At 55.0% G+C, this 20870-nt stretch carries 16 protein-coding genes and 6 pseudogenes; 8 read left to right on the top strand and 14 right to left on the bottom strand.

The window, feature by feature from the left end; genetic code table 11:
• Positions 1-94 precede the first annotated feature (94 nt).
• The 5 genes and pseudogenes from ACKUB9_RS13485 to ACKUB9_RS13465 all read right to left on the bottom strand — a co-directional run.
• A pseudogene (locus tag ACKUB9_RS13485) lies at positions 95-290 on the bottom strand (IS5/IS1182 family transposase); the annotation flags it as partial.
• 13 nt (positions 291-303) lie between these two features.
• Positions 304-783 (bottom strand): site-specific integrase, encoded by a 480-nt coding sequence (locus tag ACKUB9_RS13480; RefSeq protein ID WP_407522725.1) that lies wholly within the window; start codon positions 781-783, stop codon positions 304-306.
• Between the two features lie 320 nt (positions 784-1103).
• Entirely contained in the window at positions 1104-1988 is an 885-nt protein-coding gene (locus ACKUB9_RS13475) for a hypothetical protein (protein ID WP_407522723.1), read from the bottom strand.
• Positions 1985-2785, bottom strand: coding sequence for an OmpA/MotB family protein (locus tag ACKUB9_RS13470; RefSeq protein WP_407522721.1), 801 nt, complete (start codon positions 2783-2785; stop codon positions 1985-1987). The genes ACKUB9_RS13475 and ACKUB9_RS13470 overlap by 4 nt, the downstream gene beginning before the upstream one ends.
• A 10-nt stretch (positions 2786-2795) precedes the next feature.
• Positions 2796-4214 (bottom strand): hypothetical protein, encoded by a 1419-nt coding sequence (locus ACKUB9_RS13465; RefSeq protein WP_407522719.1) that lies wholly within the window; start codon positions 4212-4214, stop codon positions 2796-2798.
• Between the two features lie 110 nt (positions 4215-4324).
• On the opposite strand from ACKUB9_RS13465, the gene ACKUB9_RS13460 reads away from it, so the two are divergent.
• The 4 genes from ACKUB9_RS13460 (at position 4325) to ACKUB9_RS13445 (ending at position 7964) form a co-directional block, all read left to right on the top strand.
• Positions 4325-4546 carry a hypothetical protein gene (locus tag ACKUB9_RS13460; RefSeq protein ID WP_407522717.1) on the top strand — a complete coding sequence of 74 codons (222 nt, stop codon included), beginning with the start codon at positions 4325-4327 and terminating at the stop codon, positions 4544-4546.
• A 579-nt stretch (positions 4547-5125) separates the two neighbouring features.
• Complete coding sequence (locus tag ACKUB9_RS13455) at positions 5126-5977, top strand: hypothetical protein (RefSeq protein ID WP_407522715.1); 852 nt, start codon at positions 5126-5128, stop codon at positions 5975-5977.
• Between the two features lie 228 nt (positions 5978-6205).
• Positions 6206-6958, top strand: a complete 753-nt coding sequence (locus ACKUB9_RS13450; RefSeq protein ID WP_407522713.1) for a hypothetical protein — start codon at positions 6206-6208, stop codon at positions 6956-6958.
• A 472-nt stretch (positions 6959-7430) separates the two neighbouring features.
• Entirely contained in the window at positions 7431-7964 is a 534-nt protein-coding gene (locus ACKUB9_RS13445; protein ID WP_407522711.1) for a hypothetical protein, read from the top strand.
• 220 nt (positions 7965-8184) lie between these two features.
• Here ACKUB9_RS13445 and ACKUB9_RS13440 read toward each other — a convergent pair whose 3' ends face one another.
• A complete protein-coding gene (locus ACKUB9_RS13440; RefSeq protein WP_407522709.1) occupies positions 8185-8586 on the bottom strand; it encodes a hypothetical protein in 402 nt (133 codons plus the stop codon).
• Positions 8587-8871: 285 nt separating this feature from the next.
• The gene (locus tag ACKUB9_RS13435; protein ID WP_407522707.1) at positions 8872-9714 is read right to left on the bottom strand and encodes a hypothetical protein; all 843 of its coding nucleotides are present in this window, start codon (positions 9712-9714) and stop codon (positions 8872-8874) included.
• 137 nt (positions 9715-9851) lie between these two features.
• Here ACKUB9_RS13435 and ACKUB9_RS13430 point away from each other — a divergent pair.
• Positions 9852-10506 (top strand): annotated as a pseudogene (locus ACKUB9_RS13430) (transposase); the annotation flags it as partial.
• Positions 10507-10509: 3 nt separating this feature from the next.
• Positions 10510-10710 (top strand): annotated as a pseudogene (locus tag ACKUB9_RS13425) (integrase core domain-containing protein); the annotation flags it as partial.
• A gap of 5 nt (positions 10711-10715) precedes the next feature.
• On the opposite strand, the gene ACKUB9_RS13420 reads toward ACKUB9_RS13425, so the two are convergent.
• From ACKUB9_RS13420 to ACKUB9_RS13395, 6 genes and pseudogenes are all read right to left on the bottom strand, one after another.
• On the bottom strand, positions 10716-11015 hold the full coding sequence (locus ACKUB9_RS13420) for a trypco2 family protein (RefSeq protein WP_407522705.1): 300 nt from the start codon (positions 11013-11015) through the stop codon (positions 10716-10718).
• Positions 11016-11182: 167 nt separating this feature from the next.
• Positions 11183-12769: an HAL/PAL/TAL family ammonia-lyase gene (locus ACKUB9_RS13415; RefSeq protein WP_407522702.1), complete on the bottom strand. Its 1587-nt coding sequence runs from the start codon at positions 12767-12769 to the stop codon at positions 11183-11185.
• Positions 12766-16020, bottom strand: a complete 3255-nt coding sequence (locus tag ACKUB9_RS13410; RefSeq protein ID WP_407522700.1) for a tetratricopeptide repeat protein — start codon at positions 16018-16020, stop codon at positions 12766-12768. The genes ACKUB9_RS13415 and ACKUB9_RS13410 overlap by 4 nt, the downstream gene beginning before the upstream one ends.
• Positions 16021-16583: 563 nt before the next feature.
• Positions 16584-16808, bottom strand: a pseudogene (locus ACKUB9_RS13405) (helix-turn-helix domain-containing protein); the annotation flags it as partial.
• Between the two features lie 696 nt (positions 16809-17504).
• Positions 17505-17918, bottom strand: a complete 414-nt coding sequence (locus tag ACKUB9_RS13400) for a GNAT family acetyltransferase (protein WP_407522698.1) — start codon at positions 17916-17918, stop codon at positions 17505-17507.
• A gap of 540 nt (positions 17919-18458) precedes the next feature.
• A pseudogene (locus ACKUB9_RS13395) lies at positions 18459-18605 on the bottom strand (transposase domain-containing protein); the annotation flags it as partial.
• 152 nt (positions 18606-18757) lie between these two features.
• Between ACKUB9_RS13395 and ACKUB9_RS13390 the strand changes: the two are divergent.
• Positions 18758-19012: pseudogene (locus tag ACKUB9_RS13390) on the top strand (helix-turn-helix domain-containing protein); the annotation flags it as partial.
• Positions 19013-19532: 520 nt separating this feature from the next.
• On the opposite strand, the gene ACKUB9_RS13385 reads toward ACKUB9_RS13390, so the two are convergent.
• A complete protein-coding gene (locus ACKUB9_RS13385; RefSeq protein ID WP_407522696.1) occupies positions 19533-19865 on the bottom strand; it encodes a hypothetical protein in 333 nt (110 codons plus the stop codon).
• Between the two features lie 387 nt (positions 19866-20252).
• Between ACKUB9_RS13385 and ACKUB9_RS13380 the strand changes: the two genes are divergently transcribed.
• Positions 20253-20816: a hypothetical protein gene (locus ACKUB9_RS13380; RefSeq protein ID WP_407522694.1), complete on the top strand. Its 564-nt coding sequence runs from the start codon at positions 20253-20255 to the stop codon at positions 20814-20816.
• Positions 20817-20870: the final 54 nt, after the last annotated feature.

Genomic DNA, 20870 nt, shown 5'->3' with positions numbered 1-20870 from the left:
TCACACTCGCATTATGGGAAAAACGGCGCTCGGGCGCTGATCTAGGCGCTCACCCTCCACCAAATCTCGGCTCCGTCCGTCTACACGGCCAGCCAGTCGGCGCGTGGCGCTTGCGCCGTGTGACGCGCCGGGCCGGATCATAGCCCTGCTCGCCTGCCACGCCGACGCTGCCCGTGCACGCGGCTTGTGGGTCGAGCACGCACCCGGTTGGGCTGGTTTCGCGCTCGACGCGCTCACGGTGTGAGAGCATGGGCCAACCGCTCCAACACGCCGTTGTGCGACATGCAAAGTTGCACTTCGCCGTCACAGGCCGACTTCCTGCGACAAATTTCGGGCAAACAACTCGCCGTCGCGGATGTAGCGGCGCACGGTGGCGCTCGACCGGTGCCGGGTCTGCTTCATTATCGCGCGCTCCTCGACGCTCGCCGCGGCGGCGGTGGCGAACCCCGCACGCAGGCTGTGGCCGGAGAACTTTTCCGCCTCCAGCTCCGCCCGCGCACGATGGCGGCAACGACGTCGGTGGAGAGCCGGGCGCCGGGGGCGCCGGATGTCGGGGTGGCGGGTGTCGAGCGGATGGCCCGCGACGCGGTGGGCGACGGCGACGGACGAGAGGCGGCGGGTCAGAGTCGCCATGGAAAACGCGTCGGCGTGGGCGGTCAGGTAGAGCGCCATCGTCTGCAGCGCCGCGGGCAGCGGCGGCAGCAGCGGGGCGATCTGCTCCCACTGCGCATCGTTCAGTTCGAAGCGTCGCATCCCGCCCGTAAGGGCGCTCACCCCGCCCATGTGAACCCTTTGCGGAGGCGCCCTAGAGCGCGAAGGTACGTAGCCAGCGCCTCAGGCCGATCAATGTCGAGTTCAATCATGGCCACAAGCTGCCCAGAGCGCGCGATCAGAGGAGTGACACAGCCAATTGAGGTATCCGGGGTTGGCCGCATCGAGCCTGCATGCCCTGCCAAGAAGTTGGCCGCCGAACTGCCGTGGCCACTCCATCACACCCTAATCGGATCCCAAGCGTTTCTCCAATACAGGTTGAACCGCCCAGAATCTCACGAAGAAAATTCAAGTAAATAAAAAGGAGGTAATTTGCTTAATGTAGCAAGTGTTCAGACGCGAGGGCGTCGTGGAAAACCTGCGGCCGACTTTATACTCAAGAAATCTTGATACTTTGTATCGCTCTTTATATGGCTATGATCAGGCTGCGATGCGTGGCACTCGATGCAGAGCAGCCTGATATTCCCGCGGCTATTATCCCACTTCTGTGAATTTCGATGATGCGCATGGAGATATCTTCGGTGGTCTGGATGAGATAGATCAAACTCACAACTATCACAAATCCATCCCGCCGCTTCCTTTAACGCGCGGCTGACGGCTTGGAAATCTGGAGTATAGTCGTTGAGCGGCGCATTATCGGCATTGAATCTCGGATTCGTGGAATGCAATGACATAGGGTAGATCTCAAAAAATCTACTCAACCGAAAGTTTTGCACCATCTGTTGTCGTTTCGAATGGGGAAGCGACATCGTGAATCCGTCGAGTGCAAGCTGGTCCATGCAGTTCTGGCAGACAGCCAAGTTATGCATGCCCGTTTGTTTTTGTCCCTTGGTTATAATGTTCAGTAAGAACTGGCCATCCAAGCGCGTTGATACAACATAACGATCAAATTTGCTTTTACTTTTCATGTTCAGCAGCGTAGCACAATTCGACAGGTGGAACCGAGGCTGAAATTCTTTGCTTCCATACTTGGCAACATCTCTGATGTACAAAATAACGCGACTGTTTTTGTAAGCTAGAGTTCCGTCCCTAAGGACGGTGATATCGTCCAGAGATACGTCAATTCCTACAGCCGAACTTAGCTTCTCAAGTTCAATCTCGGAAAGGCGTGCGGCCGAAACCTGGACTGTCAAGCTACCGTAGACATCCCGGGCAATGCCCATCTCGGACCTCAGCGCATTCAGCGGCTCAAAGTCGAAGAAATTGGGGAGCTTCATTGTGCTGAGGCCGAGAGGATTTGCGAGATACGCGCATCGGCGTTCGTCCTCACACGGAACTCGACGCGCTGTGAAGCACTCCGGTTCTCAGTGCCGTCGCTGTTCAATCGGACCTTGGAGGACGATAGCCCATTCGCCGTGAGCCGAGACCGCAGCCATTCATACTGGCCACTCAGGCGCGGGATGTTGAGGATGTACCGCAGCGTTGTCCGCGTGCGAGCTTGAGAGAGCTCCATGTTAACGAAGTAGGCTTCCTCAGGTGTTTGACCTTTCCAATAACTGGATGTATGCCCCTCTACGCGAATTTCCTCAATGGAGTCCCGATATTTTTCAGACATGAGTATCTTGGTATAGCGCGGGAAGAACTCTTCAAGTATTCTCTTGAAGCGATCCTTCAAAATATCCTCTCCAGTGTTGAATAGCACATCAGGCTCCCTGAACCTCACCGTCAGATCGTGATCGAGATCGGCGCCCCACGATACCAGAGATTTGTCAAACTCCGCACGCAGATCCTGATATAATTCTTCTCGCATCAAATTATAGATCTGCGCTACCTCTTTAACTTTTCTTGCCTGCACTTCGGCGGCTTCTGCCGACAGCTTCTTGGAGGCGGCATCGTTCTCTGCCCGTTGCGCAGCGCTTACAGCAGCCTTGGCGTCATCCTCAACCTGCAACATAAAAATTACAGCAATCAACATGAACATCATCATGAGGCCGGTCATCAGATCGCTAAGAGGAATCCAGTGCTCCTCCTGGCCACCTGATGCTCTTGGTGCTTTTTGAAGAATGTGGTTCATGGCTCTCGGCTCACACACGCGCCATGGCGACGAGGCGTTGTAGTTTGTCTGTCAAAGGAGAGTAGTCAGCTACGAACTTTTCGGATAGAGCAGCCAACTGCCTCCCAAGACTCTCCAAAGATTTCTTGAGTTCCTCTGCGAGGGCGGCATCAAGAACAGCGACCTGCTCCTTAATTTTTATAGAGACGCTATTAAGCTGGGCGTTGAATTCAGAATTTATTTTTCCGAAGTCTTGACCAACGGCCTGAACCGAATTGCGTATCAAGAGTACGTTGTCGGAGAGCGCCTTTCCTACTTGTTCTTGATGTTGTGTGACGGTCGCGCCAAGCCTATCTGCGAAAGCCGCGACCTGATCCTTCGATTTGGTGGACATCTCATCCAGTCGCAAGTTGAAGGACGAGCTTATCTTTTCAATATCCTGACTTGCGGCCTGAACCGCGACCCGGATGAGGGCGGCGTTCTCAGAAAGGGCTTTGCTTACATCTTTCTGATTCTCGGTGACGGCAGCGCTAAGTTGCCCTGTGAGAGCCATTATCTTGTCCTCAATTTGAGGAAGGCTTCCTGATGCGGCTTGTAATAAAGTTCCAAGTTGTGTTAGGACACCGACAAGCTGCGATTTTTGCTGTTCAAGCTCCGAGAGCAAAGATGACAGGTCGGATGCGGATTTCGAGAACGCAGTTGAGCGATCCACCATCACACTGTAGTCATCGGTGGCCTTTTGCATCGCTGAGGCTGCTTGCTGTTGGACTGAAGTAATATGCTCAATATGGGCCCTGTATTGCTGCTGCCAGACAAGCAGAGCGCCTACGGCTTCATTCAATTGCTTGAAGTTATCGCCAAATTGCTCCGAAATTTTTGCGTTGAACTCTCTAATCACGTCGCGCAATGCCTCAACCAGCGCTCGTGATCCCATCTCAGAGAGCTTCGACAAGGCTTCTTGTTGTGACTTGCCGAGCGCATCCAGACGGTCGTTTGTGTCTGACCTCATCAGCTTAAGTTGCGAGACGAGTGTTGAGTCGTCTGCGCCAACAAGCGCCTGCTGAATGCCTTTGAGCAGGATGGCAATGTCAGACGCGGTAACGTCGTGGCTAATTTCTTCGCTTGCGGTAGCGCTCCTCACGCCGAAGAAGAAATGCCGAAACTTGATGGTGAGCGCCCCACCCACGCCCGCGACGGAAGCCCAGAAGGCGGTCTTCAATCCGTTCAGGAGATTTGGCACGCTGGACTGGACGTTCGTGGAGTCGAACTCCACCAGACCAAGAGCAATCCCCAGAAAAGTGGCAAATATCCCCGTAGTGGTCAGGATTGTAGGCGCATATGATATGGTCTTCTCGTTGAACCGTATATGAAATAACAGCGTCAAGATGCCCATGAAAAGCATCATAACCTGCGCGTGTAACGGAAGTGATGTCAGCAGATGGCCGGTCACAATCATCCCCGAGAAGCACTTTGTACAAACTACCTTCAGCTTTCGGCGTCCGTTCGTGGCACGCCTAGTCGCTACACACCTTCAAGGGGTTAGCACAGTGCTGATATGCCATGCAGATACCTATGGAGAAAGGCCGTTGGTGGTTCGTTTCCGCAACACCGGGGCATGAAGCTGCCCTGGGTGTGTTCGCTGTGCTGATCTGGCAGCGGATCCAGGTGCACCGGGCCAAGCAGACGTGCGAGCGCTCGCCCTTCACCGACACGCGTAGCGGCGAACCACGCTTTCAGGTTGGGATCGAGCGCACGCAAATGGAAGCTCAGAAGCACCCGTGAGATCATGCGCCGCGTGCTGGCAGAGTAAAAATGATGAAAAGCCCCAATCAGTAAGGCGCCATCTAATAGATATACTTGCACGGATTTTGCTTTCCTGTTATACTGGCGTTGCTCCCGCGCTAGCTGAGGCCGCGCTGACCTCTCTCTGAGAAATTTGCAGCTCGTCCTTTGGTAAGCAGGGCGGGGCTGATCCCGACGACCTGAATGCGAGCCTGTGGGCTCCCTTCTGCATTCTTGGAGGGCCAGAATGAATCAACAGATTATTGCGTCCGACACAGCTTCCGGCCTACTGCCTATATCAGGCCAAACGGACTCGCTCCAGAACAAGCGCGATCACCTTCGAAATCGACGGTACGACAGCCCGGAGTCGGGCAACCCAAAACCTCAGGGGAGGCGGCCGTGACCCTCATCCCCTCTCACCGATCTCCGCCGCCGAGGAAAGGAGCAATAGCCTTCGCCGAGCATTTGATCTTGCAGGTCTGTCGCGCTGCGCCCGATCCCACCTACCTAAAGCGGCTTCGGACGCAGCTGACGCGACAGGGGATCCGACGGGCGGTAGCCCAGCACGACACCCCAGCCATGTTCAACTGGCTCGTCGAGGTGGCCAGTTACCAAGGCATCTCCGACGCCATCGCCTGGACCTACATGGAGGAGCACGGGCGCGTGCGCTGGGGCGACCTTCAGGCCGCTCCCACACGCGGTCCGGCCTGTCCCAAGCTCGCGAGCTTCGCGGCGTTCTCCGGCTGCCGCTACCGGAAGGCGAGCCGCACCTGTGCCCACCCGGAGGATTTCCTCGGCTGCCCCCTTCCCACGCACCCGCTCCGGAAGGGCAGCCTGAACCAAGCTGCGTACGCCCTCTACCTGTTCCTACGGGACGAGTGCCGGGGCGATCTGGTGGCCTGGATCGATGCGCAGCTCGCAGCCGCCGACCAGCCGGGGGCACATAATCGGGTTAGGCGGATGCGCGAAGCCCTGCTGCGGCCGCTCGCCCGGGTGCACGGCCTGGGTCCAAAGGTGGCTTCGATGGCCCTCTCGGATCTGCTGCTCGGGACCGATCCAAAGCGAGAGCGCTGGCTCACCACAGGGGCCAGCCTGATCGTGGTGGACACCCTCGTGCACAACTGGCTGCACCGGACCGGGATCTTGCAGCGCCTTGACGCCGAGCACGCCTATGGACCGGCCTGCTTTCGACCGGGCGGGTGCGCCGAGATCATCGAAACCGTTGCCAATCGGATCGACGCCCGCCAGTTCAATGCCTCGTTCCCCGCCGCCTTTCCCCGCTACCTGCAAAAGGCGATCTGGGTGTTTTGCGCCGAGAGCGGGATGGGGATCTGCAACGGCAACCAGATTGACGACAGCCAACCTTGTGGGAGTCAGAACTGCCGTCTGTCCCCCGATTGCCGCCGGATTGCGCTCAGACCAGCGAACTGACCGAGATTGCACGACGGGGGCTCGGATATTCATGATCTCCGGATAATGTGATCTAAACTCAGCGGCTACCTCCAAAGAGCAGGTTATGCCTGTCACTGAATCAAGGAGAATGCACAAGCGCCTCCTGCGCCGCGATGAAGCGGGACAACCTTGTCTGTTACCATAATCGCAGTAACATAATGCAGAAAGTTAAGAAACATCAAGGATTCGACTAACGGGAGGCCGAACATGGCAGCGGGGACGTTCGAGAACGGAGAGTTAGATCAAGCTTGTCGACAGGTTGGGCGATTTATGTATCACTTCGCCGCTGTCGAGAAATCACTTGATCGGATCATCCAGAAAGCTTGGGAGCTTGACGACACTCAGATTCTATTGCTTGCGAGCTCTTTGAACATACACCAGAAGAAAAAAATAGCTCAGAGTGCAATCGACGAACAGGACACTAGCGAGAGATGGAGAGAGTCGGCACGGTCAGAATTGAAAAAACTGCAAAAATTAAGCGATGAAAGGAATATGTTTGCTCATTCCCTGTTTCACATGGTAGGCAAAGATTCTATAGAATTCGACTATTTCAGCGCCAAGGGGGATAGAGAAGCAGGCAAGCGCGTTGTGCGACGACTAGAAGAGATGGAGAACAAATTTAGAATTATGAATGATTTGGTCCTGGCTTTGAACCGCATTCGAAGAAGCATGAGGTCTTTACTCGCAAGCCGTGAATATGTTTACACATTTGAACATCATACGGGATACCCGCATGAATGGCTTTCCGAAATCTCCGAGGAGAGCGGCAAGCATGCAGGCTCAGTTGTTAAGTTCGTTCCCGGAGATACAGAGGATGATATAACATCTGTCACAGTCGCTTTTCCATCGGCACAATTGCTGGGAGAGTACGTCAGGCAGTATTGGAAAGGAGTTTGTGACGATGATTTTATCGATGAGCAATTAGACGCAATCAAGACTCGATCCAAAGATGATATCTAACAAAAATACTTGCGCAATGAGGCTGACAAACGCGCCACGCGACCGTGATCTAATCGCCTGAAATGACGACAGAAACCGAATTGTGCGCTTCACGGTAAACGACACTCCAAGACCACCTTTCGGTAGGACATAAGACGAATCAGGGTGCCAGTCTCCGTAGTGGGGTCGGCTCGTGTAGGAGATAGCGAGGCGGCAGAAGTGGGCGAGATATACGGGGGTCTTTAGGCCGTCTCCGATAGGGAATTTTGTGAAACGCTCGGGATGGTAGTCTTGTTCAAGGCCGAAAATCACAAAATTCGGAATATTGCTGGACAACTAAAGGATGCTGCGCCTGGTGCGTATAACATCCAAAGCATCAGATCTACAGCAAAACTGAAAAACTTTGCTTTTTGCTTCATCAGCGCTGCAGCAACTCACTTGAATGTGATTTTAAGCTGCTGTTAATCCGCGATCTCACAAAAAGGCCAGCATTATGAGCGATATTGACGAGCTGATCGAAGGCAGCGAACTCGACCCAAATTTTCTCTATTCGACTCTTCGTGAGAGAATTGTGGAGCATGTCTTTATTGGTGACGCGCTCCGACGCCTCTGGCAACTTGGTATAACTGATGTCGAGGTTCTGCACTCGGAGTTTGATGCTGGCGGTTACGACTTGGTGATGAGCTATCGGAAAGTGGTGCGTCACATCCAGCTCAAGACGACTCTCTCCAGCGGCAAGGCCGCAAACACGAAGCTCAGCCTGAAACTTGCAGAAAAGCCAAGTGGCTGTGCTATTTGGATTATTGTATCGCCTGATCTGATGATTGAATCATTTCTATGGTTTGGAGGCTTGCCCGGAGAGCCTCTACCAGACCTCAGTGCGATGAAGACAGCAAAACATAGCAAAGGAAACGCTGACGGTGTGAAGACTGAGAGGCCGAACCATCGTGTTGTCCCGCGTGGCCGCTTTGAGGTATTATCATCGCTCGACCTTGTCCTTGCACGGCTTTTTGGACACCTATCGTGAGTCGGGTTGCAGCGCCGTCCAGCCCAGTTCGTACAGAAAACCGAGCTTGCGCATGGAGGCAGGGTTACCCGATGCGGCGGTGGGAGCTTCGGCCGACACTGGCCCCGGCATAACGAGTAGGGTGAAGGCGGCAACCACCGTGAGGCATTGAGCAGTCGAAGAGCGGAGGCGCTCCATGGCGGCGCACTCCTGACCGATCGTTGGTGGAGAGAAGCCGCGCTCAGGTCCGGGCCGCGGACCCGATCCGCACCTCGCTTCGCCCGCAGACGAAGCCCGCCGTGGCGCGATCCACGAGCGCTCTGGCCACGACGTTGGTTTTCGGCATCGCGCCGTTGATCACGCTCATGATGCAGGCGCCGCCCGGCCCGTTGCGGTAGGCGGCAAGGCGGCTCGTTCCGAGGCGTATCGACGGGCCAGTGTCGTAGCGGACGATGGCGGCGAGCGGCCGGATGCCCGCGCCCAAGGACGAACCGCGCCGCTCGACCGTGCCCCGCACGGCGTAGAAGGTAGCGAGGCCGGGGATCGGTCCGGTGTCAGGCAAGGCACCGAACTTGAGCCAACTTGCATCGGGCTCGCTGGTCCAGATAATCGGGATGCCGCCGAGGCCCTCGCAGCGGCGCACCTCAACGACGCTGGAGTGAGGCGAGGGCTGCGAAGTCGTGCTGGGTACAGACACTCGCCAGTGGCGCCGCGGCCACCGTGTCTATGACGCTCTGCAGGAGGAGAATACCGGCGGCGAGCGGGAGGCGGCTTCTGCCAAGCCACTATCATCCGCCGGGACGGGATCGGGACGCGCGTGCTGGCTTTGTAATCCATCCGGCGAGTGTTGCTGCTCAATGGACACACGGCTCGACTGCCTGTAAAAGGTTAAATAATCCGTTTGTCTAGTAACAATCGCTTCTAAGTATCAAGCGAACAATTTGATGACGGCTCCGATGCCTCCAGTCAGCCCAGCAATGGCTAATAGAGGTCCTTTGTCGTATACCGCCACTTTGTAGATCGAATACTCCAAAAGCTTATACAATATTGTAAACGCAATCATAACGACAACCCAATATATTGACAATATAAAAGTAAAGAGAAACATCGAGTACTCGGTAAACACGAGCGATGAAGCTATAGAGTTGAGCGCGTGAATAAGAATGACTGCCAACTTCCCGCCCAACTTCATTTCGATGCGAGTAACCGCAGCATAAATTATTTCCGCCGACGAATTATTTGAGGTTGCAATCATATAATCATCCCATATTGAAACCGCTGGGACGATTAAACAAAATAATAGCGGTGCAATGCATATCAAAATCAATATCCAGAGCCTTCCGAAATATCTGGGTAAGGTTCTTGCCTCTGAGATCCAAAAAGATAAGCCCGGATGCACAAATTTCGACACAAACAACATGGAGAAAAGCAGCGCCGCTATCTCAATAAAGACCTGAAAATTATAAATGCGAGGATGCCCCATCTGAAAATTTGTGTGAAAATGGGTACCGACATATCTATCAGATAGAAACATTGCTAATAGCGATATAAAGATTAGGTGTACAAGTATAGAAAAGCATCTTTGTACCTTCATGCTTCTGACCAGATATATAAAGCGGCCAGATCTCTGAGCTGCCAGGATGTACCACAACTTTTCGGCAGTTATTCCTATGTTGCGTTTTTGCTTGTCTGGCAAAAACCAATCTAGCAGCGTAAGAAGACCGGTGATAAGGCCGGTGACTAAGATGCAATTAGACAACAGCTCTTTCATCGAGAGTCGCCCAGATCGGCTTCTCCGAATTTTATATACATATCTCCAATCCGTGACAACAAGCTACCAGCCAAATGAACTGCACCCCGTTTTGATCGGACAGGCGGCATAGCCCAGGAAGGCATAGGCGTAGGCCTATGGATATGGCTATGTCATCTGATCCGAGCCCCTCGCCGTGTGGCGAGATCCTGACCGGCGTGCAACGCCGCCGCCGCTGGTCCACGGCCGAGAAGATCCGCTTGGTCGAGGAAAGCCAGCAGCCCGGCTCGTCCGTGTCGTTCGTGGCCCGCCGCTACGGGCTCTCGCCCAGCCTGCTGTTTCGCTGGAAGCGGCGCATGCTGGAGGGCGGCCACCAAGCCGTGCAGGCCGATGAGGAACTCGTCGCCACCAGCCGGGTGCGCGAGCTCGAACGGCGCGTGCGGGACTTGGAACGCCTGCTCGGGCGCAAGACCATGGAAGTGGAGATCCTCAAGGAGGCGCTCGACCTCGCGCGCACAAAAAACCGACCTTGCCGCTCGTCTCCTGGGGCGGGCCGGTGGGCGGTTCGCGATGAAGGCGGTCGCTGACACGCTGGGCGTGGCTCGCTCCCAGCTCGCCGCGCGCCTCACCCACCCCGTCCGGCCGCGCGGCCCCTCCCGCAAGCCCCAGGACGCCGTGTTGCTGCCCGCCATCCGCGAGATCGTCGAGGCACGTCCCAGCTACGGCTACCGGCGCATCACCGCGCTGCTGAACCGGGTGCTGCGTTCGCGCGGCGAGCCCGTCGTCAACGCCAAGCGGGTGCTGCGCATCCTGCACTTCTACTCGCCCAAGGAAGCTTCAGCCATGGTAAGTCTCTGGAAAAACGCATATAATCGCGTTCGGCCGCATTCGTCGCTGGACTACCGGCCGCCCATGCCCGTCACCCTCCTGGATCTGACCATTCGGCTACCCACCGCCACAGCCATGCAGTTGCCTATCATTCGGCCCGCTCCTAAATATCGGACAGGTCAAATGTAGTATCATTACTTCTCGTGATCGTGATCGCTGACAATGGTGGGGCTACCGTCATCTCCAATCGGCTCGAGCACCAGCTTAATTTTGTGGGTTGTCTCATCGTCCGATTTAATTTTTGAAGAGGCATCGAGGAACCACGCTTTAATCCCTGCCCCTCCCTCAATGCCTTTCTTGAACACAATCCCCAGCTCGACATCGATGCTCTTAGCTATAAAACGCACACCGCCATTTTCACTCTCACGCTGCGCTTCCTCCAACTGCAAGCGCAGTTGCCTGATAGCTTCCGATAGGGTCACGTCGTTCGACATTGACATCTCCCTACATCAACTATATCTTTGCTGTTAGGCTGCGGCATTGTCCGCGGTAATTCCGCTGCATGAGTTGCTCGTCAGAGATTTTCTTATTCTACAGCATCTCGAGATATTCGATCTGTGGCGCGTACCATTCAAGTAAGCTCCATATCTGCCGATGTGGTTTACATCGTGAACCAAGGTGTTGCCAGTTCACACTGTCGCAATCTTCGTGAAACTTCGAGGATTTCATCTCTCAGCGCTCGATCGCGGTCAAGGAATAAGCAAGATTGTCTTACAAAATGTACGATGGCTCGGCCTCCATCACTTGCTTTATCAATGCCGCGCAACTCGATTGCCTGCGCAACGCTCACCAACATGATTGCGACGATTAATTGAAAGTTGTCAACTACTTCCATTAGCTGGGTAGCACTATGGGTACCTAGGCTAACCATATCCTGATTATCGCCCTCGGTCGGAAGCATAACCGAAGAAACAGGAACACACCGCCCTCTGTTTTCTATAACTAATGAAGCCATTAGTAGCTGAACGGTTTTGAAGCCGGTCGTCGAATCTGGGTCACGAACCAAACAGGATGGCAGCCCTCTATTTTTCCTTGGATTTACAAGATTCCCAAGCAGGGCATGCAACCAAGTGCCAGATTTGGCGACGTCAGAGCGCAAATGATCGCAGATTACGGCAATATAATCTCCCAGAAAATTTGCGCTAGAATGTATCCGCTGGTGATCCGAGTCAATCAAAGGGTTATCGTTTAACGAATTCATTTCGTTCTCAACCCATTCAACTGCACGCTCAAGATCATCGTAGAAAGGTCCGAAACCGTGCGCAATTCCCCGAAGTGAGTAGTAATCCTGTACGTTTTCCTGCTCTGCGCGGCCAGAACCGAGTATCATCGTGCGCCATTCCTGACGAAGTGTATCTAATGAGCGAATAAGAGAACTATTTTCCCAACATTTTCGCACGAAACTGGCTACACGCACCTGACCGCTATGGTGCTTACCCTCATGAACGAATGGTTCATAGGGACTGTCCATCCCTAACATCGCTTCCACGGAAGTCGCAGCCGCTGCTATAGAGAGCGGCAAAAGCCAGCAGAGGCGGCTCACGGCAAGAGCAGCGATTGCCGTCATAAATGATGTGCCATTTACAATGGCCAAACCTTCCTTCATCGTAAGCGGGTCTGGCAATAACCCGACACGCCGCAGTGCTTCGGCAGCCGTACATTGCTCGCCCTGAAAGCGTACCTCCCCCTCGCCCATTGTAAGTCGAGCAATGGCCGATAGGGGCACGAGGTCGCCGCTGGCACCAACCGAGCCAAATTTGTAAAAATATGGTATTACGTCGGCCGCCAAGAGCTTTGCTAATCGTTCCACAAGAATTCGACGCACGCCAGAACATCCCTGTGCGAGCAGATGCACGCGAAGTGCAATTGTTGCTCTACAAATTTCCGGCGAATGCACATCCCCCACGCCACAACCAAGAGCCCGCATTACATCGTTCTGACGGTGCGCAACTGATAATACATATTTTTCGTAATCACCTTCGATGACAACACGATAAGCGTCATCGCCGAACTGCGTGTTTACGCCATAAACCGGTAGCCTATCAAGCGTATATTGCTCCAACACCGTACGTGAAGCCTCAACCTTTTCCAGCGCCGCATCAGATACGGTGACCTGCGCCCGCTGCTCGCAGATGTCTCGGAGCTGCGATATAGTGAGCCAATGCGGAAATCCGAGCTGAACAATCATGGCTCCCCCCTTCTAGTTACTGTAGTCGAGCAATCACGCACCGGTTTATCATCCAATGATCTATGTGCCCGCTCAAGAAGGTAGTGGTTCTCCTCCTGAAAATAAGCGATAGCTGCAGCAATATATAACTGCGCTTTCTGTGTGTCGCCATTTGAGGTATGCAAGTGAGCGAGACCCAATCTTGCAATAGCTGAATGTTCACGATGTCCCACGCGAATCGACATGTCAAGAGCTTCCTTGTAGAAAGAATACGCGGCTTCGAAGTGATTGAGCGCCAATTTTTGCTCGCCCGCTGTGACAAGCACCGATGTCGTCAACCATAATCTTCTTATTTGCCGCGCGATAGATAATGCCTCTTCCATGCAAGATATGGATCGTTCCACCTTGCCTAAAAGAGCTAAGGTAAGCCCCATGTTAGACAGGGTGAAACTCATTTGCGATTTGAGGCCAATCTGCCGTGATAGATCGAGAGCTCTTTCTAACGGATCCAATGCCGCTATCGGGTCACCTCGAGCCACTCGCGCCCAACCCAAATTTTGCAAATGGGTACAGATATGTTCTCGGAAACCCGATCTTTCCGAAGCAGCCAATCCCTCCGCCCAGAGATTCTCCGCCTCTGACCACCGGCCCTTCTTTGCCTCGATTACGGCTAATGAGCCGATAGCATATTCAACATGGCTAACCAGGTTCGCTTTCTTCGCTGCATTTAGCCCGGCCATCCAATGCTCATACGATTCAGAGAACATTCCCTGTTTGAATGCAATCCGTCCTAGATAGTTTTCTATAGAAGCGATATACTGGCTGTCACCATAGCGGCAAGCACTTGACTTGCACTCGCTTAGTAGGGACGTGGCCTGTTCATAGTTGCCGAGTTCTGATAATACGGAACCAAGTCCCACTGCCGCGCTAGTAGCGGCCTCGGCGTCAGGACACGTCGCAGCAGTTTGTAGAGCTTCCGAGAAGTATTTCTTTGCACGCAGATAATCGCCCTTATTTGTAAGCATCCATCCAATTCCAGCTAGAGCTTGCATTGACCCTCGACTGTCGTCTAATCTTCGAAACTCATGAAGACTATCCTGATAAATCGGCTCTGCCTTGGTATATTCGCCGATACGGTCGTATACCCTCGCGAGATCAAGCAGAGTATGAGCGAAGTATTTCCGATGGGATGGTTGCTTGGCAGCATCGGCCGCTCGCTCTAAATGGACCGTGCTGATTCCCACAGTGCCGTGAGAAAGATAATAATTACAGATATTGGTACTTATCGCGATAAGCGATTCGAAAATTCCTTCTTCAAACGCCAAAGACATGGCAGAGTCTAAATTTGTCCAATCTAGAACAAGATTTTCTTCGGACACGCTTGTTGTACACACATTTCTATAATATTCAACGAGCCGCTTTGCAGAAGCTTTGCTGCGTCTGCCGCCGGATGCATAATCGCGCACCGTTTGGTGAAGCCAATATCGATCTGAATGTGCCACTTCGAGCAGCCCTGAATCGACGAGGGCGTCCAGTTCTAAAGTGCCTTTTGAACCGATTGCTGCGAGAGCGGCGTTTTCAGAAAACGTGTTCGGCTTCGGCGCAAAAATTGCAAGAGCGGAGAGGGCCCGACGCGCTTTTTCTGTTAGAACATTCGCACTTAACCCAATTACCGTCGCAAGAGTTGCGCCACGTTCACTATTTATGTTGGGTGTCATGCTTGTCGGAGCTGGCAAATGGACGAGTTTCAATCTGTTCTCAGAATCTTTTAACTCGGATATTGAAGTTCTCAGGCGGCGAAGTTGTCCAGCCTGCGAGGCTGATTGAAGCCTTTTGGCCATCAAGAATATAGCAAGCGGTAATCCACCAACCGCTGTCGCTAATTGCCGGAGGGCAGCTTGCTCACATTCTAATAATGATGGAGGAACAAAACGCGAGAGAAAGGTGAAACCATCCATATCCGAAAGTTCCATAACATGATATGGCTGTCGGGAAGACAAACCGGAGGCTACGCTTAAAAATCTAGTGGTTACGACCGTTACACAGTTTGGGCCGCCCACAAAAAAGCCGAGCGCGTCTACTACACTCCATGCATCATCGACGATGATGAGTATTCTCCTCGCCCCTATGCGTGAGCGAATTGCGATCGCCCAATCTTGCAAACTTCTCAGTCCCGAGGTTTCTTGCGGAGTTAAGCCAACAGCCTTTGCCCATATTGTTAATTGCGAAAAGACTTCGCCACGCTGACCTAAACCTGCCCAAAGAATTCCGTCGGAAAAATGTGCTTGTACACGAGGTTCGTGTGCCACCTGAATTGCAAGCGTGGTTTTTCCTACCCCCGGAAGGCCGAAAAGAGCCAAAACTGAAGAACTCTTGTCCGCGGACACTATAATATTTGCAATTCTGCCGATGTCGTTCTCGCGTCCGAATAATTCATGAGAGGGTAGGGGTGGAACAAGGAGGGGGTGAATAATTGTTTCATAGCCGTGTGACGTTTCGACCAAAGCGCTTTGTAATGATCTTCGGCTCGCGACATTGGCGTGCCAGCCTACAACCGAGCCTATGAGCTGCGGATCTTGAGGTTCGACATCTAACAATCCAGCGGCCACAAGCAAATTTCTAAACTCATTGTCTTGCCACGCGAGGTCCAGGCGCGACACACTCAACTGGCGGTCGAAATTCGCAGGTACGTCTTGCACAACTCCATAAATCCATATGGTATCGCTATCCATCCAGTCAACTAAAAGCACTGTGCTTCCCGAAATTCCTGGCCATCCTTTGCGTGGGTCGTTGGGTAAGTCGGAGTATTCAATTCCGAATCGAAGTGGCTGGTCCACATCGGCGGCCGTCAACCAACCCCGGACCGGCACTAGCTTGCGTGGCGCGTTGGACTGCTTCGACGCACGTGGGTAGCCTCGAGCCTCGACCGGCGACGCGTCGTTTGTTGTTATTCTTGCGAGGCGGGTACGCAGAGCCGGAACGTGCGGCTCCCCAAAATTTGAGACTGCTTGTATTAATGCGAGATCCCGTATTCGGTCGTGCCAAACCACTCGATTGCCTGTCTCGAAAGGCCATTTGGTGGCCTGCTGGTTTCGTGCGAGTCGAACTTGCCAATCGGTCAGTTTGGGTCCTGTTTGGCGGTCCTTGCCCCATAACACATGGGCGGCGGTAAGAATCAGCCCTTTGGCGATGAGGCGACCAGATCCGAATCCTGCTTCGGCGTGTTGGATCTGCGCTACATCTGCCTGTAGTTGTCGAAGGTCGTATGGCATTTTTGCTCCTATGCATGCTAAAATCTTCGCACAGGGAAGCTTGAAAACAAGAAGCCGTGATCCGGTTGGCGCTGCGAGGTCGTTGCAGGCTGGAGGGCCGGGTCGTACCTGTAAGTTAACCTTTCGCTTTGGTTGGCGGTGCTGCGGAACTCCCTGAGCTAGAGCGTGTTACGGACCTGGACTTAAGTGCCTGTGATTGCTTACCAATTCAATTGGTCACTGCGCAGAAAGATCGTTGCTGGTCAATGGTTTAGCGTCGGTGCGTAACACGCTCTAGCAAAAGGCGCTTTCTAGACACCAGCGCTGGCGGTCGCGCTGCTTGTCGTCGCGAATCTTGCGTTTGTGAGCACGTACAAAGCAGAATGAATCGAACATCAATCGGCCGCAAGCTGACACGCCCTTGATCTGCATCGTGCACTTTGTCGGCGAGCAGGCGGCGGATGCGGCCAGCATTCCGGGGCCATGCGCACACCGCTGAGCTTTGCTGATTTCATGATGTGGATGCGGGGGCAACTGATAACGTCCATGCGTTCCGCATGCCCACGTGCCGTGATCGCCCGTTAGTGCAGGTTGCCGCCGCACGTCGCCGCTTTTCGCCTCAACTCACGCGAGATCGTCGAGGCCGACCGTCCGAGACGGCGCGCCACCTCCCGCACTCCAGCTCCCTGCGCGCGAAGCAGCGCGATCCCCTCCCGTTCTGCAAAGCTGAGGAAGCGGTCCGAGAGTGGCTTCGACGAGCGCGACAGGTGCGACGGCGCCAGCCCGCCCGATACAGGGCTACTTGCACCGCGCCGTCGGCCCGGCCTGGCGCTTCGTACATTTGACCGCCAAAGGCGAAGAGACACGCCCTCAGCAGTCGCTCCCGTAGCGCTAGCACTTCAGAGCAGGTGCTCGCGAACGACTCGCTCGGCATCAGCCACGTCCGCGATGCCGGGGAGGCAATAGGCTTGAAGGGTGCGCCCTTCTCAACCGGCGCGGCGCGGTCGATGAAGCTCTCCGCGCCAAGGCCCCGCAGATAGTCGTGCGTTTCGGCTCGACCGGTCGAGGCAACGACGCGATGGCCCGCGTTCGCGAGAAGGGCGACCGCAACCGAGCCGACGCCGCCCGAGGCACCCGTGACCAGCACCTTTCGACCCGCCTTCTGGATGGTGCCCTGCTCCTCTGGGGCGTCGATGCAGAGCGCGGCCGTGTAGCCCGCCGTTCCGATGCCCATGGGCTGGTGCTGCTGACTCCCGGCTGAGTTTCGGACGACAGCCATAAAGAGGTCTAGAAGTCTCCCTTTTTGATCAAGCGAGATTCGGCGGCGGTCGTCGGGCAGATAGCGCCTTAGTACTACTTGATACAATCAGATAGTTAGTTTTATAAAATGCAACCATCGAATTTTGCCGCTTTTCACTATCTCGATTAGTCCAAAAATTCGAATCGAATCACAACGCTTGGATAGAAAATACCATTGGCGATTGCACGTTTTGTGGATCGCCTCATTATAGAATCTTAGCCATACAAATCTTTTCCTCTGTCTGATAGCCCAGTTTCTTATAAAAGCCTGAAACAGAAATGTTTTCATTTCGAACTAAGAGATTGAGTTGGGGACATCCAAGATCAGATAAAGCCTGTTCAACTGCTTTCATTAGCTCGCGGCCTACTCCTTGTAAGCGATAGTCGGGATGTACTGCTACGTAGTAAACCCATCCGCGGTAACCGTCGTCGCCCGCCATAGCGGTTCCGATCACAGCTCCGAGATCCTCAGCTATAATGAATGTTTCGCGTTGCGCTTGTACCTTCCGCTCGATAGCTCGCAGAGGATCATTCCATGAAGGTTCTCCTGGAAAAACAAGCTCCCAAAGCCGTATAACTGATTCCTTGTCACTCTCCTCGAAGCAACGAACTTTGAACATCTCCGTCTCCATCAGCCGGATTTCTGTCACATTCGAACTGCCTAAAGCTGCCGACCGGGCATTACAGAGCCGCCTAGTTCCAGTTTTGTTCTAGATAAATCTGTACTCTCATTGCTGATCCACATACTAATGCAGATTTCCTTGAGCGTCATCTGCAGGTTGATATACATGTTTCGTGGCTCAGCCACATCTCGTGTTGTCCGATTCGGGATCTATCCGCTTAGCTGTTCCCGCCTGTCAATGCGTCGCGCGGGCTAGGAGCGCCGCCACGAGCTCGACAAGCTGCTGACAATTTCGCAGTTTTTGCGGCCCTGGTAGGAATCGAACCTACGATCTGCCGCATACAAGGCGGCTGGTCTAAGCTCGATTTGTGTTTCGGACGGCCGGGAGCCGGATTATAGTCTGAGCACCAAGCACGCTGATCCCTAAGCCTACGCTGGAGAGCGCAGTCGCCGCCTGGCAAGACGGCGCCCGGCGGGGTTGTGGCGAGGCTCAATCGGCCGGACTGATGTGAGCCGTTGCGGCAACGGACGCGGCCCATCACCGTGACAGGAGAGCGTCGAGGGCAAGCGAGGGGTGGTCGTTGATCCGCGCCAGAACGTCGGCTAGCCAAGCCTGCAGATCGACGTCGTTCAGGCGCGCGGTTTGGTTCAGCGTGTACATGACGGCTGCCCGCTTCCCTCGACGGCCTCGTCATCTGCGATAGTCCGCACTTGATCTGACAGACGGCGTCGCGAAGCTGAGGCGTGAGCCGAGGCCGGGCGCGGAGTGGTCGGGGTGCGCAGCGCCCGGCCTCGGCGTTCGAGAGGACACCGGCCATGACGAAGGAGTAGAAGGTCATCCGGGTCAAGGTTAGCCTGCTGCAGCTGGCCAAGCAGCTCGGCAACGTCAGCCAAGCCTGCAAGATGATGGGCTACTCGCGCGACAGCTTCTACCACTTCCGCGAGTTGTACGAGACCGGCGGCGAGGTGGCGTTGCAGGAGCTAAGCCGCCGCAAGCCCCTCCTGAAGAACTGCACGGCGCCAGAGGTGGAGGCGCTGATCGTCGAGCTCGCCCTGGAGCAACCAGCCTTCGGGCAGATCCGGGTGGCCAACGCGGTGCGGGTGTCGGCTCGCGGTGGTTCCGGGTATCGGCACCATCCAGCCACGCAGGTTGGTTAGCGCTCCTCGGACCTGGCGAGGCAGGTGGCACTCGGCCTACCGCCTCGCCATGGGCCAAACGATCAGAGGACCTGTGCGTGCAAGCAGACCCAACGGGAGCGGCCTTCGCGGTCAAAGCCTTGGACAGCGATCTGAACACGTCGCTTGCCCCCATCGCCGGGGACGGCGGCCCCCAGGCTGATCAGGTGATCCAGGACGGCCTCGGCAGCCGTTCTTGACCCGCACAGGCGCTCGAACCGCCTCGGAGTCAGGGCGATGATCTCGCCATACCGGGGATGGCACCACCGAAAGCCCCAAGCGCGCTTCCACAGCCCGCGAGAGAGGGCGCTATCCTTTCCTGGCCCGGGCAGGCGGGATTCGCTGGCGAGCTTTTGCCGGATCCGCCGCCGCACGTCATCGGCGGACCCGGTGTGGCTGATTTTCGGCACAGGAAGGGGAGACGCCGCGGTGTGGGCTACCGCGCCGCCTCGATCTGCTCGGCCAGCCGTACGGGATCGACCACAAGGAGGCGAGGCTTCGCGACCTGGGTGCCGTTGAGCTCTATAGAGACCGGCAACTGCGATCCGTTGCGTGAGCCATGGCCACCTTCGATCAGGCCCTGGTCGTGCATCCACTGCACAAGCGCCTGAACCTCATCGCGGCCGAGCACCCGGTCGAGACAGTCACGCTTGAGTCCCAGGACCTCGCGGCCCTTGAAGCGCGTGCGGACCCCAATGAAGGGCGCGCCGTCCGCTACCCGCACGACCTGCCCGGGCTTGGCACGGGGCAGGGCGCGCTTGTCGTCCAACAACGGCTTGAGGCCATCCAGCGCCCGCTGAAGGGCCGGAGAGGGACCCCGGCGTAGGAACCGCGCGCGCCGACAAAGCTGCGATCTTGGCCTCCAGCAGTTCGCGTTCGAGCAGCATCTTGCCGAGCCTGGCCTTCAGTCAATGCTGACTATCGGCCGACATTGGCGATCTGATCGGTTCCGCGGCGAGTAAGGCCCATCGCGACGGCGCAAAGAGGCCCAAATGCCCCCGCCGGAGCCCAAAACAACGACTAAAAACCTACTGGGTAAACTAACTTCAATCGCAGTTCGGGCCCCCTCAGGATGTGCCGAGGTGTTGGCCGGATCTGCCTCATCCCTGAATCATACGCGGAAAAACCGCCGCGTATATGTAGGAGTATTGCCAAAATGGATCACAATCACTGGATTATTAGTGCCTATGGAGATTGGATTATTGACTACCTCAATCAAGGATGGAATGGATATTTCCTATCATTCATGTTCAATCAGCTTCGAGGTAACAGGAGTGGATTGCTAGCTCAGATGGAGAAAGAGGTAGAGCGTGTGTATGCCACTCTCCTCACTCGCGTCGTTAGGGATCCCACCCACGAAAAGAACCGAGACCTTCTCCCTCGTTGGATCATTTGCCCTGACTTACCCGTTCCCAAGCGTGAAAAATTGAGCTTGCAGGATGTTACCATCAACAACGGACTCCACCTTCAAGGCTTTGGCCTTCACCCTCCCACCACACGCCTCAAGCATCCACTCGATCAGCACTTCGTGGAACATCAAAGCCTATATGTGAAGATTGGAGGTGATCTTCGACGTGTCACCGCCACCCCGATCACCCGTACCCCGAAACAGGTGGTGGGGTACGGCTTTAAGGCTATCACTCGTCGCACCGCCAGCTTCGATGATCTTGTCGTTCTCCCGCGGACTTTGAATGAGATCAGAGATCGTCAGGCGCGGTGAGATGCTGCACGTGCCGAGGTACAGCGGATTGTAACCCTCCCTGACACTTTGACA

It is taken from the genome of Methylobacterium oryzisoli (genome assembly GCF_046557895.1).
Taxonomy (GTDB): Bacteria; Pseudomonadota; Alphaproteobacteria; order Rhizobiales; family Beijerinckiaceae; genus Methylobacterium; species Methylobacterium oryzisoli.
This window is presented reverse-complemented; position numbering and strand designations above follow the sequence as displayed.